At 42.3% G+C, this 13,885-nt stretch carries 17 protein-coding genes; 3 read left to right on the top strand and 14 right to left on the bottom strand.

Going from position 1 to position 13,885, the window contains the following annotated elements:
- From ACWB1W_RS04850 to ACWB1W_RS04840, 3 genes are all read right to left on the bottom strand, one after another.
- A partial coding sequence (locus ACWB1W_RS04850) for a DUF2227 family putative metal-binding protein (RefSeq protein WP_479370262.1) occupies positions 1-456 on the bottom strand: 456 nt, incomplete at its 3' end.
- Positions 443-2,056: a single-stranded-DNA-specific exonuclease RecJ gene (recJ, locus tag ACWB1W_RS04845; protein WP_479370261.1), complete on the bottom strand. Its 1,614-nt coding sequence runs from the start codon at positions 2,054-2,056 to the stop codon at positions 443-445. The genes ACWB1W_RS04850 and recJ, both read right to left, overlap by 14 nt.
- A gap of 12 nt (positions 2,057-2,068) precedes the next feature.
- Entirely contained in the window at positions 2,069-2,944 is an 876-nt protein-coding gene (locus tag ACWB1W_RS04840; protein WP_479370260.1) for a hypothetical protein, read from the bottom strand.
- 40 nt (positions 2,945-2,984) lie between these two features.
- Here ACWB1W_RS04840 and bioA point away from each other — a divergent pair, with 40 nt between their 5' ends.
- Genes bioA through ACWB1W_RS04825 form a run of 3 tightly spaced genes read left to right on the top strand, consistent with a single transcriptional unit; the run spans position 2,985 to position 6,189 of the window.
- On the top strand, positions 2,985-4,349 hold the full coding sequence (gene bioA, locus ACWB1W_RS04835) for an adenosylmethionine--8-amino-7-oxononanoate transaminase (protein WP_479370259.1): 1,365 nt from the start codon (positions 2,985-2,987) through the stop codon (positions 4,347-4,349).
- A complete protein-coding gene (rsgA, locus tag ACWB1W_RS04830) occupies positions 4,349-5,254 on the top strand; it encodes a ribosome small subunit-dependent GTPase A (RefSeq protein ID WP_479370258.1) in 906 nt (301 codons plus the stop codon). The genes bioA and rsgA overlap by 1 nt, the downstream gene beginning before the upstream one ends.
- Before the next feature lie 2 nt (positions 5,255-5,256).
- Positions 5,257-6,189, top strand: a complete 933-nt coding sequence (locus tag ACWB1W_RS04825; RefSeq protein WP_479370257.1) for a Ppx/GppA phosphatase family protein — start codon at positions 5,257-5,259, stop codon at positions 6,187-6,189.
- On the opposite strand, the gene amrB is transcribed toward ACWB1W_RS04825, so the two are convergent.
- The 11 genes from amrB to ACWB1W_RS04770 all read right to left on the bottom strand — a co-directional run.
- Positions 6,151-6,954: an AmmeMemoRadiSam system protein B gene (amrB, locus tag ACWB1W_RS04820; protein ID WP_479370256.1), complete on the bottom strand. Its 804-nt coding sequence runs from the start codon at positions 6,952-6,954 to the stop codon at positions 6,151-6,153. The two genes, ACWB1W_RS04825 and amrB, sit on opposite strands and share 39 nt — an antisense overlap.
- Before the next feature lie 31 nt (positions 6,955-6,985).
- Positions 6,986-7,423: a DUF2267 domain-containing protein gene (locus ACWB1W_RS04815; protein ID WP_479370255.1), complete on the bottom strand. Its 438-nt coding sequence runs from the start codon at positions 7,421-7,423 to the stop codon at positions 6,986-6,988.
- Between the two features lie 173 nt (positions 7,424-7,596).
- Positions 7,597-8,574: an MBL fold metallo-hydrolase gene (locus ACWB1W_RS04810; protein ID WP_479370254.1), complete on the bottom strand. Its 978-nt coding sequence runs from the start codon at positions 8,572-8,574 to the stop codon at positions 7,597-7,599.
- Positions 8,571-9,008 carry a DUF302 domain-containing protein gene (locus tag ACWB1W_RS04805; protein ID WP_479370253.1) on the bottom strand — a complete coding sequence of 146 codons (438 nt, stop codon included), beginning with the start codon at positions 9,006-9,008 and terminating at the stop codon, positions 8,571-8,573. Before ACWB1W_RS04805 ends, ACWB1W_RS04810 begins: the two co-directional genes overlap by 4 nt.
- A complete protein-coding gene (locus tag ACWB1W_RS04800) occupies positions 9,005-9,493 on the bottom strand; it encodes a DUF302 domain-containing protein (protein WP_479370252.1) in 489 nt (162 codons plus the stop codon). Before ACWB1W_RS04800 ends, ACWB1W_RS04805 begins: the two co-directional genes overlap by 4 nt.
- Positions 9,490-11,268 carry a thiosulfohydrolase SoxB gene (gene soxB, locus ACWB1W_RS04795; RefSeq protein WP_479370251.1) on the bottom strand — a complete coding sequence of 593 codons (1,779 nt, stop codon included), beginning with the start codon at positions 11,266-11,268 and terminating at the stop codon, positions 9,490-9,492. Before soxB ends, ACWB1W_RS04800 begins: the two co-directional genes overlap by 4 nt.
- Before the next feature lie 44 nt (positions 11,269-11,312).
- Positions 11,313-11,936 carry a sulfur oxidation c-type cytochrome SoxX gene (soxX, locus tag ACWB1W_RS04790; protein ID WP_479370250.1) on the bottom strand — a complete coding sequence of 208 codons (624 nt, stop codon included), beginning with the start codon at positions 11,934-11,936 and terminating at the stop codon, positions 11,313-11,315.
- Between the two features lie 14 nt (positions 11,937-11,950).
- The gene (soxA, locus tag ACWB1W_RS04785) at positions 11,951-12,751 is read right to left on the bottom strand and encodes a sulfur oxidation c-type cytochrome SoxA (protein ID WP_479370249.1); all 801 of its coding nucleotides are present in this window, start codon (positions 12,749-12,751) and stop codon (positions 11,951-11,953) included.
- A 2-nt stretch (positions 12,752-12,753) separates the two neighbouring features.
- Positions 12,754-13,089, bottom strand: a complete 336-nt coding sequence (gene soxZ / locus ACWB1W_RS04780; protein ID WP_479370248.1) for a thiosulfate oxidation carrier complex protein SoxZ — start codon at positions 13,087-13,089, stop codon at positions 12,754-12,756.
- Positions 13,090-13,110: 21 nt separating this feature from the next.
- The gene (gene soxY, locus ACWB1W_RS04775; protein ID WP_479370247.1) at positions 13,111-13,563 is read right to left on the bottom strand and encodes a thiosulfate oxidation carrier protein SoxY; all 453 of its coding nucleotides are present in this window, start codon (positions 13,561-13,563) and stop codon (positions 13,111-13,113) included.
- Positions 13,564-13,565: 2 nt separating this feature from the next.
- Positions 13,566-13,885 (bottom strand): thioredoxin family protein (locus ACWB1W_RS04770; protein WP_479370246.1); only part of this gene is annotated, 320 nt, incomplete at its 5' end.

Raw genomic sequence — 13,885 nt, 5'->3', positions numbered from 1 at the left:
TACCCAATCCAGAACTATGTGAAGTAAATCCGCTAACAGGATACCTGCAATAAAGTAAAGGGTTTCGGTTCTACTTATAAGGCTCTCTAAAAAATTAAAGGGGTTTATTTTATAAAGCTCTGTTTTTACGTTAAAAAGATTGAGTATTCCGAGAATTACGAAAAAGGTAAAGAGAGATATGAAAACGATATAAAAAAGTTTAACGAACGTTCCCAGGATTGGTTTATGGGTTATACCCCTGTGCTTTGAAAAAAACCAGAAGGGAGCCCATACTACTTTTAGACACTTTAATCTCTTAGAGGGTTTGGAATGACTCAGGTCTATATCGGGAGATAAAAGAAAAGTTCCGAGAAAGTATCCCAGACCGAAGTAAATTAGGTAATCTTTGGGAATTATAAAAACAAAGGGTGCGAACATAACTACGTTAAAGGCTTCGTGCCCCTTATAAGATGCCATTTTCAACGTCCTCCAGTGTGGGTATTCCGTTCTGGATTCTGTAGAGGATTTTCTTTCCCCTTACGAGATAAGGAATTAACTCTTTTTCCCAACAGTTAAAGCGAACGCCGTTTATGAATATACCACTCTCGGTTACCTCAATTTCCTTAATCCTTGCCATAAACATGGGTTCTGGATTCCCCTCACCGAAGGGTTCAAGTTTACGGATGTCTCTTAAAATGTTTTCGTTTATCTCCTCGGGGTTTAGCTCCATATCAACGGGGGTTATAAGCTGGGCTTTTTCAACTTCTTGAAAGAGTTCATTTACCTTTTCCCTGAACTCCTCAAGTTTAGGCGTAGGGAGGGTAAGTCCCATAGCTTTGTCGTGACCTCCCCACTTTAAGAACATGTATGAAAGGGTTTTTACCCTATCGTAAACTTCTATTTCTTCGGTGCTTCTTATAGAGCCTACGGATTTATTCCTTCCTTTTGAAAATACCGCAACTGGTTTTCCAAAGTGGTAAGAGAGTCTTCCCGCAACTATACCGAGAATGCCCGGATGCCAGTTCTCGTCCCATACAACTATGAAGGAATCTTCTTCGCATCTCTTCGCCTTTTCTAAAGCCTCCCTGTATGTTATACGTGTAAGTTTCTGTCTCTTTTTATTTATAAGGTCAAGCTGGAGTGCAAGACTTCTCGCCCTACTTTCATTTTCCTCAACGAGTAGATTTAACGCTATCTCCGGCTTAGATATCCTGCCGGGGGCATTTAACCTGGGAGCTAAAGAGAAGTATATGTCCTTTGATGTTATGTTTTCTCTTCCTCCGAGAGCAGTCTCAAGAAGTGCCCTAACCCCCGCCTTATTAACCTTTCCGCGGGCTACGAACTCAAGGAGTTTAAGGCCTTTATAAGAGAGTATCCTGTTTACCTTTTTTAGAGGCATGTAATCTGCAAGAAGCCCTAAGGCTACAAGGTCAAGGAAGTTCCTAGGGTCCTCGTCTATGTTGAGTTCCCTTATAAGTCCTGCAGCTAGAAAGAACACAACGGCGGAAGAAGACAGGTATCTTAATCCTTCTGAGCCTCCTATCTTCGGGTTTATAAGTATTGCCTTCTTTGGTATTTCGTCGGGGACGTTATGATGGTCTACAACTATTGTGTCTATTGAAGACTTATCTATCTCTTTCACCGCTGATGTTCCGTTATCAACGGTTATGAGAAGCTCTCCGTATCTTTCAAATACCTTCATCAACTTCTCGTTAAGTCCGTATCCCGTATTTCTGTCAGGAAGAACGGGAATAACTTTAGCTCCTACCTTTTTAAGTATTTTGTAGAGAATGGCGGTTCCCGTTATTCCGTCAACATCGTAGTCCCCGTAAATGATTATCCTTTCTCTGTTCTTTATAGCCTTTAAAATTCTCTCTATTGCCTCTTCAGCTCCCCTTAACTCCTTTAAAGAGGGGATGCGGGAAAGCTTAGGTTCAAGGATAAGCTCAACTTCTTTTTCAAAACCTCTGTTTACAAGAAGCTGGGCTAAGACCCTCCCGTATTTCTCTTCAAGCTCTTTTGGGGGTTTTACATGCTCGGATAGTAATTCCCACTTTCTTCCGCTTATACCCCGCATTCAAGTTTTATTTTAGGATAGCCCTATCTCCCTTTCTATTTTCTGAATTCTTCTTTTATACTCCTCGTAGGTAATCTTTCCGTTTATTAACATATCCGGGAGTTTGTTTATCTCCTGTTCAAGTTCCTTTAGCTTGCTGTCCTCGGAAGCTTTTATAAATACTTTGTATAGTTTAAAGAAGTCTATCTCAAAGGGTGTAAATAACATCCTTAATTTGTTAAATTCACCTTTTTTTAGTGTTTCCTTTACTTTCTCAAGAAGCTTCAACATATCGTAAGGTTCCTTATCCCTTTTTTTTGACTTTATTATTGGCTCGGACGTTCCCTCTTCCCTACATACAAAGGTATAACTTTTACCGTCGGTAAAGACTTCAAGGAGGAGTTTATGACCGTTTATTTCAAGCTTTTCGTAAAAGAGCTTTTCCCCGTAAAAGGGAAGACTTGATTTTTCTCTATCGAGGAACTCCTTAAAGGATAATCCTCCGAAGACAGCTATTATCTCCCTTCCGTATTCGTTTGCAAGATTTCCTATGTTTAGAACGAGAAACTTCAAGAACTCCCTTGATAGGTCCCTGTATCTTACCTTTATGCCGAGTATTATATCCATAAATCCCTTCTCAAACTCTGTAAAAAAGGATGCCGTCTTTAAGTTTGCGTTTTCCGAGAGTAGAAACCTCATTAAATCCTTTGAAGGCTTTACGTTAAGTGCCACAGGGGAGTTTATATCGAGGATTATTTCCTCACCTTCTTCAAAAACTGAAATGTTTATTACCGTAAAGCCCCAGGGTATGAGAAAGTTATTTTCTTCCCTGTATACCCTTATCCTCCCGAATATATCGGAGAGGTAAAGCTCTATAACGGAACAAACCCTCTGTAGCTTTTCCCTCATTTGTATTGAGATATTCTATCAACTTTACGAGAATATAAGTATGTGGGATATAGACCCTAAAACACTTGAGAAGTGGGATAAAGAGTATTTCTGGCATCCCTTCACCCAGATGAAGGTTTACAGGGAGGAGGAGAACCTCATATTTGAGAGAGGTGAGGGTGTCTACTTGTGGGATATACATGGGAAAAAGTATATAGATGCCATTTCCTCACTCTGGTGTAACGTTCACGGACACAACCACCCGAAGCTCAACAACGCAGTTATGAAACAGCTGTGTAAGGTTGCTCATACGACGACCCTGGGAAGTTCGAACGTGCCCGCGATTTTACTCGCAAAGAAACTCGTTGAGATATCTCCCGAAGGGCTGAGTAAAGTCTTTTACTCCGAGGACGGAGCCGAAGCTGTTGAGATAGCTATAAAGATGGCTTACCACTACTGGAGGAATAAGGGAATTAAGAATAAAAACGTTTTTATAACCCTTTCCGAGGCATACCACGGGGATACGGTTGGAGCGGTAAGCGTGGGGGGTATAGAGCTTTTCCATGGAACTTATAAGGACCTCCTTTTTAAAACGATAAAGCTTCCCTCTCCTTATCTATTCTGTAGGGAAAATTACGGAGGACTTAAGCCCGAGTGTGCTTCTGAGCTTCTAAAGATACTTGAAGATATCCTGAAGGAAAGGGAGGATATAGTGGCGATAATCCTTGAGGCGGGAATACAAGCTGCCGCGGGAATGCTTCCCTTCCCTAAGGGCTTCTTAAAAGGGGTAAGGAAATTGACAAAGAGATACAACGTTCTCATGATCGTTGATGAGGTTGCCACAGGCTTTGGAAGAACCGGAACTATGTTTTACTGTGAGCAGGAAGGTGTAACACCGGACTTTATGTGCCTCGGAAAGGGAATAACGGGAGGTTACCTCCCCCTTGCTGCAACGCTTACGACCGACGAAGTTTTTGACGCCTTTTTAGGAGAGTTCGGAGAAGCTAAACACTTTTACCACGGGCATACTTACACGGGAAACAACCTTGCTTGCTCGGTAGCACTCGCAAACCTTGAGGTGTTTGAAGAAGAAAAAACCCTTGAGAAACTTCAACCGAAGATAAAGCTCCTCACCGAAAGGTTAAAGGAGTTCTGGGAGTTGAAACACGTGGGAGATGTCAGACAGCTCGGCTTTATGGCGGGAATAGAGCTCGTTAAAGACAAGGAAAAGGGAGAACCCTTTCCTTACGGAGAAAGAACGGGATTTAAAGTTGCTTACAAGTGTAGAGAAAAAGGGGTTTTCTTAAGACCCTTGGGAGACGTTATGGTTCTAATGATGCCCCTTGTTATAAAGGATGAAGAGATGAACTACGTAATTGACACATTAAAATGGGCTATAGGGGAGCTTGAGAAAGAGGTAAGGTAATGGGAAAAAAGAAGGAGCTAAAAAGAGCTATAGTTATAGACAGAGAGGCACAGCTCATACAAGTTTACACCCTTAACGAGGGAAAAACCTACAGGGGAATACCAAGGGGAAAGGTTCTCAAAAAAACGAAGATTTACGCGGGAGACTATGTCCTCGGGGAAGTTGTAGACCCTCAAACTTTTGCCATTGAAGAGGTTGAGGAAAGGAAGAATCTCCTCATAAGACCGAGGGTAGCAAACGTAGACAGGGTTATTATTGTCCAAACCCTTAAGATGCCTGAGTTTAACAACTACCTCCTTGACAACCTTCTCGTAGTTTACGAGTATTTCGGCATTGAGCCTGTAATAGTTTTTAACAAAGTTGACCTCTTGAACGAAGATGAGAAAAAGGAACTTGATTACTGGGTAAATATATACACAGAGGCCGGTTACGACGTTCTTAAAGTAAGCGCAAAAACAGGAGATGGAATAGATGAACTCATTAACTACCTTGAGGGTTTTATATGTGTTCTTGCCGGCCCATCGGGTGTAGGAAAAAGCTCCATCCTTTCAAGACTCACGGGTGTTGAACTTAGAACTCAAGAGGTGAGTGAGAAGACAGAAAGGGGAAGACACACTACAACAGGTGTGAGGTTAATACCATTCGGTAAAAACTCTTTCATAGGGGACACACCGGGATTCTCAAAGGTTGAAGCAACGATGTTTGTGGAACCAAGAGAAATAAGGAATTACTTCAGGGAGTTTCTCTCCTACACCTGCAAGTATCCAGACTGCACCCACACGAACGAGCCGGGTTGTGCTGTTAAGGAAGCGGTGAAAAACGGTGAGATATCCTGCGAAAGGTATAAAAGCTATCTCAAGATGTTAAAGGTATACTTAGAAGAAATAAAAGAGCTTTGCGGTTAGGAATGAGAATAGCATCAATAGATATCGGCTCTTACTCGGTTAGGTTGACTATTGCGGAGGTAAGGGAAAAGGATATTAAAGTTCTCCTTGAGCAAGGAAGAATAACCGCTCTCGGGACAAAGGTTAAGGAGACCGGATACCTTCAGGAGGATAGGATAAAGGAAACCATTGAAGTTTTAAGGTGGTATAAGGAAGAAGTAGAAAAGTATAATGTTGATAAAGTTATTGCAGTCGCGACGGAAGCCATAAGGCGTGCAGAAAACGGAAATGAATTTATAAAGAGGGTAAAAGAAGAAACAGGTATTGAGGTGAAAATTATAACCCCCGAAGAGGAGGGTAGATACGCTTACCTCGCGGTTGCATACTCCCTTAAGCTGAAAGGGGAGCTCTGCGTTGTAGACCAAGGAGGAGGTTCAACGGAATATATATTCGGAAGGGATTTATCAATAAAAGATATAATCTCACTACCCTTCGGAATAGTTAACTTAACGGAAACGTTTTTTAAGCACGACCCACCTAAGGAAGAAGAGATAAAGGAGTTTTTCTCCTTCCTTGAGGGGGAAATATCTAAGGTAAAGAGAGATTGCGATTATCTCGTCGGACTCGGTGGGACTATTACAACTCTTGTAGCCCTTGAGTATAACGTTTACCCCTATGACTCTAAGATGATTCACGGAAAAAAGCTTACGTACGAACAGGTAAAGAAATGGTTCGATATCTTGAAGAAACTTCCCTCAAAGGAGCGTAGCGAAAGGTTTAAACAGATTGAGGACAAGAGAGCGGAGGTTATACTCGCGGGAATAGGTATATTCTTAAAAACCCTTGAGATTTTCGGGAAAGATGAACTTTACGTAAGCGACTGGGGACTAAGAGAAGGCGTTATAGTTTCTGAAGTCTTAAAGGAACAACATTCCGAGGTAGGCGACTACCTGTGAGTAATCCCCCGTAACCTCTCCTGAGTTAGTGTAATCTATCACTACTCCCTTTGTAGCTCCCATAACTTTTGCTGCTTCTATACCAACCACTGCGGGAATAACTCCGCACATCGTTATGTTATATTGAATCGCTTTAAAGTATAACTCTTCGGTATTCAACCTCTCCATGGCGGATATGAGAATCTCATCTTTCTTTCTGGCATCCTGTGCGGAAATGTAATGACTCATATCTGAGCTAATTACTATTAACGCATCTTTTCCCTTTAGAACCTCACCGAGAAATCTTCCGAAGTTCTTTGCAACTTCATAATCTATAAAGGCAATAACTATTGGAAGAATCTTAAACTCCTGTTTTGCGTATCTCTGAAGAAAAGGTAGTTGAACCTCCAAGGAGTGCTCGTAAAGGTGTGCATACTCGTCAGGTTTAGCGTAAGGGAACTTTAAGACATCCTCCCTTAAGGATTTGTCTATTTCTACGTAACCGAAAGGTGTTTCCCATGCATCACCGTTGTAAACGGATATCGGCTCTCCGTATCCAGTATGATTCGGTCCCAGAAGAACTACATGTTCCGGTATATAAACCCTCTTGTAAACCTCACATGCGGTCTTACCGCTGTATATATATCCCGCGTGAGGAGCTAATACCGCCTTAGCCTTTACTTTTTCCTTCGGTTCCTCACCGCATAAAAAGTTTATCAATCCCTCAAGCTCTTCTTTCCTTGAAGGGTAAAAAGTTCCTGCAACCGCAGGTGTTCTCACCACCATCTCTTAAAAGTTAAAGAAGGAAAAGAAGGAATCAAGCCTCTTCAAGCATCTTCCTTATATCTTCGGGAAGTTCTCCGAGAACGTCCTTTACCTCACCCCAGGAAATGTGGCGTTTCAGAACTCTGAATACCGCCTTGGTAACCTTTTCCGCTTCTTCCAAGCTGCTTATATCCGCAGGTCTCCTTAAACCCGGATGGTTCATAACTCTTTCAAGGAAATCCTGCTTATGCTTTATGCTTTTGTCGGGCACCTTTGTAGGGTCCCATCCATCACACCAAACAGCTTTTAGAACCATTGGAAGCTGAGCAGCAAAATCCTTTCCTTCACTTGCAGGAAGCCTATCCCTGAGTGTTTGGAGAACCGCCTTTAAAAGTCTAAAAGCTTTTTGCTCGTATTGAATCCCGAGCTCCTCCATAATCTCGTGAACTATGCTATGTCCCTTGTGATACCATTCATCAAACAGCGCCATCTTTCCCACCTCCTTTTACTTTAGTTTTTCTTTTTAAGATTTCTTTAGCTTTACATATATAAATTTATGTCATAAATGTTCCTTTCGCAACAGGGAGTTACGCAGACCTTAACGTATCGGAATTTCGTTTCCTTAAGTTAAGAGGTTTGTTTTTATCTGATTCAATGGATTTCTTACTCTTCAAATAACATTTCGTTTTCTATTTCAAAGTAAACGTAGTAGGCGTTTACCGGATTCACTCTGAAAAATACGGGAACCTGTGCGTAAGAGGGGTCTATCTTTATAAGCTCCTCGTTTATTTTTTCCCTTACACAATCTACATCACAGCCTTCCTCTATTAAACGTTTTATCGTTTTCCTGAGATCAAGTATATACTTCTTTGTCCAGTTCACCGATTCTTTTATCTTTTCTTTTCCTATCAGAGGGTTACCGTGTCCCGGAAGGAGAATTTTGGGTTCCATCTTTAAGATTTCATCAAGACATTTCACCCAAGTTTTGGAATTTCCCGAACCTAAGAAAGGTAATCTTCCGTCAAAAACTATATCACCGCTGAAGAGTATCTTCTCGTCCGGAACGAATACAACTATATCACCGTTCGTGTGTGCTTTACAGAGGTGTTTTACTTCAAATTTTTTATAGTCTCCATCAACTTTGAGGTATATGTTCAAGGATTTAGTTATAGTTATGCTTGGCGGAAGAAGTTCGGTTCCATCAAGGTGTTCCTTCAAAAGTTTTTTCCTTGCAAGGAAGAAATTGTAACTTGATGGGTTGGAAAGATACTCAAAGGCATACTCGTGAGCTATCGTTTCCGCTCCAACTTCTTCAAAAGCCTTAATACCGTAAAAGTGGTCCGTGTGGTAGTGGGTTATTACCAAAAACCTTATCGGTTTATCCGTTACACGTCTTATTGTCTCAACGAGCTCTTTCCCGAGCTTGTAAGTGCTGAGAGCATCTACCACTAACACCCCGTCGTCCGCAACGTAAAAATAGACGTTTGAGATAAACCCTCTGTTTTCGTAAGATACCTGTTCAAGAACTCCGAAAACCCCGTAAACTCTGTCGGTAATCCTCTTTAAGGTTTCCTTAACATGCTTAGGGTATTCCTCAGCAAATGCAAAGACTAAAAGAAAAAAGAATAAAATTATCCTCACATTCCCCCCTTAACTTCCTTTATAGCCTCTTTTATGTCCTTATCCGCCTGTATGAAAACCTTTACCTGTTCGGGTGTGAGGTATTTTCTGAAGCCCTTTACGAGGTTTTGTATGTTTATGTATCCGACCTCAACGCTTCCGTCTTCTCTCTCAAGGATGTAAATCCTGCAAGGTGCGAGTGCTCCGAACTGGGGAAATCCCCTTAAGATTTTCTCCCCGTAGGAGAGATTACAGACGTAAAACACACTCATTCTCGGTTTTTCGGAAACATCCTGAATAAGAAGGATATTCATATTCTTTCCATCAAGGGCGGTTTTTAAAAGGATTTTTACGTCCTCAAAGGAAAATCCCTCTATCACTTCTCTATAGAGGAGTTTACTTTCTTGAGCAAAAATGATTAAGGGAATTATCAGAAGAATTAAGAACTTCCTCATCTGCTCACCTCTTCAAGGGTTTTTCTGAGAGTTCTGTAAGTGTTTATAACAAACTGGGTCTCTTCTTCTGTCATATTCTTACTTTCCTCTGCGAGGAAAACGATTTCCTTCATTGTCGTAAGCTTTATTCCTTCTTCGTCTTCGTAAACCGCAATACTGCAGGGAATTAGGTTTGTAAGCGATGGCACTTTAACCAGAAGTTTTTCCTTTTCGGGAACGTCGCAGGCGAGGATTATTGAGTACTTCATAAAGTTTTTAACACCCCTTGATGCAAGGGCTTTAGAGAGTGGAAGAACTCTTATAACTTTAAGTCCGTTTGCGTTAAGCCTTTCCTCAAGGGCTTTAACGGTTTCATCAAAACTTTTATTTTTGACCTCAACTGTGTAAAAGAGCAGTCTGAAAGGGTTTCCGAAGTAAAACCTTATGAAGTAAAAAAGGGAAAGGGCGATAACCACCCCTATCAGGAAAGCTATCAATGCTCTCACTTACCACCTCCGTAACACTCGTCGTATGCGTGATACTCCGCATCCAGAACCTTTACGTTAGGTTTCGTCCTCACCTTTATATTCCCCTTCTTCTTAATGTAATTTATGAGTATCTCGTAAACGGGAACAGGTTTGTATCCGGGTTCTATAGCTTCCGGTGGTGGCGGAGGTCCTCCGTAAACCGCTACAAGGTATTCTTTCTTAGGCTTTAACTCTTTTCCGCCAATCCTTATATTTCTCAATCTGTTGTATTGGGGACCGTTTACTTCTATCTCGTACTCAACGTTCCAAAGTCTTGACATATCTCCGCCCTGTTGGTAGAAGGGGTCGGGGTTAAAGACGTTATCCGCAACATCTTCCCATACAGTTTTTAACTGCTCTCCGGTTCTCTTGAGAACGTAAACGTTTGGGTAAGTTATCGCGGTATAGGCATAAACGTGGTCTACGGTTATCTTCTGCCCCGGAAGAACTACAGTTCCCCACCTATATCCGGGTGAGGTTACAACGTCAAGGTCTCCTCCGTAGTAGTCGTTTATGGCCTCTCCTACAAGCCAGTCCCACGTGCTGAAGAAGGTGTCCCTCTTGTAAAGCATCACTTCCGCTGTTCCTATCTCCTTTGAGAGGCCAAGTTTCTTATCAAGCTCGGAGTAATACTTATCAACGAGTTTCTGTGCTTCCGGGTCCGCAGGTATTAGGTTAGACGCAACGGGATAAAGCTTATACCTTAGGTCTCTGATTTTTCCATTCCTTATGTCAAGGTCTAATCTTCCTACAAACTTACCGTGGGAACCTGCTATGACTACGTATGTGTTTGTTCCGGGAACCTTATGCTCTTTCGGAACTACGTCATGGGTGTGTCCCGAGATAATTATGACTATTCCCTGAACTTTCTTTGCAAGCGCTATATCAAGTAGTAGTCCGTCGTGGGAAAGTAGGATTACCGCGTCAACCTTGTGTTTTTCCCTAAGTTCGTTTACGTATTCCTGCATAGTGTCTTCTCTTATACCGAAGCTCCATCCCTCCACGAATTGCCTGGGATTTGCTATAGGGGTGAACGGGAAGGAGTTTCCTATAATTCCGAGTTTTACTCCTCCGACCTCTTTTATTGTGTAAGGCTTGAATACAAGGTCTCCCTCAAATCCGAACTCATCAACTTCCCTTATGTTTTGGGAAATAAACTCGCATCCGGCTTCTTCAAGCTCCTTTATTCTCTTTAGAACTATATCCTTACCGAAGGTAAACTCCCAGTGTCCGACCATAAGGTCGTATCCGGTTAGCTTCATCCAGTCAACTACTGCTTTTCCATCTGTGAATGTCCCTACAGCGGTCGTTATCCAGGTGTCTCCTCCATCAAGGACGAGAACCTTATCCCTTCCCCTTTCGGCTATTATATGCTTTATGAGCCACGTTATGTGAGCTGCTCCTCCCATCTTTCCGAATTTTTCCGCAAGAACCGGAAAGTCCACACAGCTCATAAAGTAAGCTTCAAGGGTTCCGGGAGATATCTTATAAAGCTTTAAGAAATCCTTACCCGTTATCGTTCCGGGTAGTCCTTTCAAATTCTTGGGAGCTACCAGGTTCATAGGCTCGGAAAAGTAGTGGGGTTTTAGGTGTGCGTGCATATCCGTTGTAAAGAGAAGTGTTACGTTTCCGACAGGTTTAAAGGAAAGTATGTCGTCAAGGGTCATTTTTGCGAGAGCAGAAACGGGGTTTGATGCGAGGTAAGCTCCGGTAACTATCGCAAGTTCTAAGAAGTCTCTGCGGGTCAGATGCATACACTAACCTCCTTAAGAAAAGTATAAAAAGAAAAGAAGGGAAATTACTTGTTAATGGGACTTTCGGGGTCGTGGAGGTAGGCGACTATATCCGCAATTTCTTCAGGTGTGAGGAGACCGTGATATCCAAACCTGAACATCGTTGAACAGGGAACCTGAGACCAGGGGTTGTATATTCTGTCATAAGTTATCTTGGGATCTATTCCTTTGTCTGCATATCCCCTAAGGGAAGGTCCGATATTACCACAAGCTATTATTCTCGGGTCTCCACAGTGGCAAGCGTAACAGTTTCCCTTCTTACTTCCTCCTTTCTTACCGTATAAAGCTTTATACTCCTTAGGAAGAAGTGCTAAAGCTTCACCTTTTCTCCAGTCTCCTACGAGGTTTCCATCTTCGGGATACTTAATCGTAGCCTTCATTTCTTTGATAAACTGAGCTACGTCTATACCTTCAGGTGCAATTTGTGCAGGATTTGAGCATGCCTTTTGCCACTTGTCTTGTGCCGCGAGAGCTTTTCTGAATTTTTCCGCTTTCCCTCCTTTCTTCATTTTCTCGGTGCTTGCCTTTGCTACGGTCATGGGTTTATTTTCTTTGGCCGTCTGGGATGCCGGCTGACATGCTATAACACCCGCACTTAAAAACATTACAAAGAGAACTTTACCCTTCATATCTTAACCCCTCCTTACCTTAAGAGACCCGGAACTTCTATGGTTGCACCGTTTGCAGCTTTCTTCATAAAGAGTTCAAGTGCTATAACTTCCTCTATGTAGAACGGCGGTTTCTTTACCCAGTTTTTCTTGAAGTCAAACTTTCCTTTATCGGGGTCAAAGAGGAAGAAACTCTTATAACATCCCCTTATTCTGTCTTCCATTGTCCAGAGCTTGTCCTTTGATATTCTGTATGCAGGCCAGTGGGCGTACAGCTTATCCCTTACGGGAGCTCCGAGTTTTTGAAGTCTTATCCTTTTGCCCGCGAGAACTTCGTGACAGATAGCACATGAGAAATCTCTCGCACCTACCCTCTTATACCAGAGCTCTTTACCGAGCTCGTAGAGCCTCTTTTCTTCGGGATGCTTTAACTCTATCTGTATAGGTATTCCGTTACTGAGTGTTGCAACGTATCCCGCGAGGGGAACGATATACTTCCTTCCCTTCTTACCTTTAGCGTCAACACCTACATACTTCTCAAGACATGCTTTTATTCTTAGGTCTACGTCCGCAACCTTTCCTATATCGTTGTAGTACCTCGGCATCTTTGCATAAGCACCGACGAGGTTAGCCCCATCCTGTCCGTGGCAAGATGCACAGGTTTTTCCGGTTTTTCCTTTAAGATTGTGGTAATAGTCTCTTCCCTCTTCAACGATAACGTCTGCGGGAGAAACACCGAGCTCTTTTAAAATCCGGAGCTGCTCCGGTGTGGGAGCTTCAGCCTTAGCTAAAAAGAGGGCCCCACCGAGAAGTGAGGCAAGTACCATCTTTTTCATGATTAACCCTCCACCATAAGTTTTACATTCTTTTCCCACTTACCGCCTTTATTATCCTCGTAAACTATTCTTAGTGTTCCTGACTCAACCGCTTTCATTTTGACAGCGAAGTAAGGGTTTTTACTTACACCGGCGGACGTGTTAATCTTTGTAACGAGCTTATCGTTTAGGTAAAAATCAATATGAGTTATGTAGTGAGCGGGAATTTTTTTACCGGTTTTCGGGTCCTTTCTAAGCCCGGTTTCCATGGGGTGAATGATAACCATCTGGAGCTTAAACACTTGTCCCTTTTTTAATCTTTTGGGAACTCTTACTATAGCCCTTCCTATGGTAGCCATACCGCACCTCCGTAATTTTTATTAACCACAACCACCTACCGTAACCTTAACTTCCTTGTAAGCCATAAGATAAGAGCCGTCCTTGAGCTTAAGTATTGCCCTAACGGGAGATGTTGCTCCCATCTTTATCCTGGTTGCAAAGAACACTTCGCCGTTTATCGGGCTAAACTTAACACTCGCTATGTAAGGGTTTGGATTCTTATCAACGAATATGTAAAGAGCTTCTACTTTCTCTATGGGAACTGTTGCACTTACCTGTATAGGAACGTTTGCTCCAGATTCTGCAATGGAGGGAGCCTTAATCTTTATCTGGTTAGATTCCTTTATTTCAGACAGTCCTACACCCAGGTGCTCCTTTAGTGCTTCCTCAAGGCTTATCTTTGCATAAGCGGGGGAGATAACAGGAGATATTCCTAACATAAAACCTGCCACTGCAACACCTGCGAGCTTAAAGAAATCCCTTCTGGTCCTCATAACTAACACCTCCTTAAACTTGATTTATTACAGACCTTTATTAGCATGGAAAGGAAGGTCTCCGCATCAAGACTACCGAAGATTTTTGTCAGAACACTTCCCTTAAAGGGGTCGTAAATCACAAAGGTGGGAGTTCCAATCGGGTCAAATCTTTCCGCTTCATCCTCGGAAATATTCAGAGAAACGATAACAAAGTCCTTTCTTAAAACTTTTTCTACGTCCTCATCACCGAAAACAAACTCTTCAACTTGGTGACAGTAGGGGCAGTGCTCACCGTATATATAAACAAGAACCAACTTTTTTTCCTTCTTAGCAATATCTA

Source organism: Aquifex sp. (genome assembly GCF_056494385.1).
This window is presented reverse-complemented; position numbering and strand designations above follow the sequence as displayed.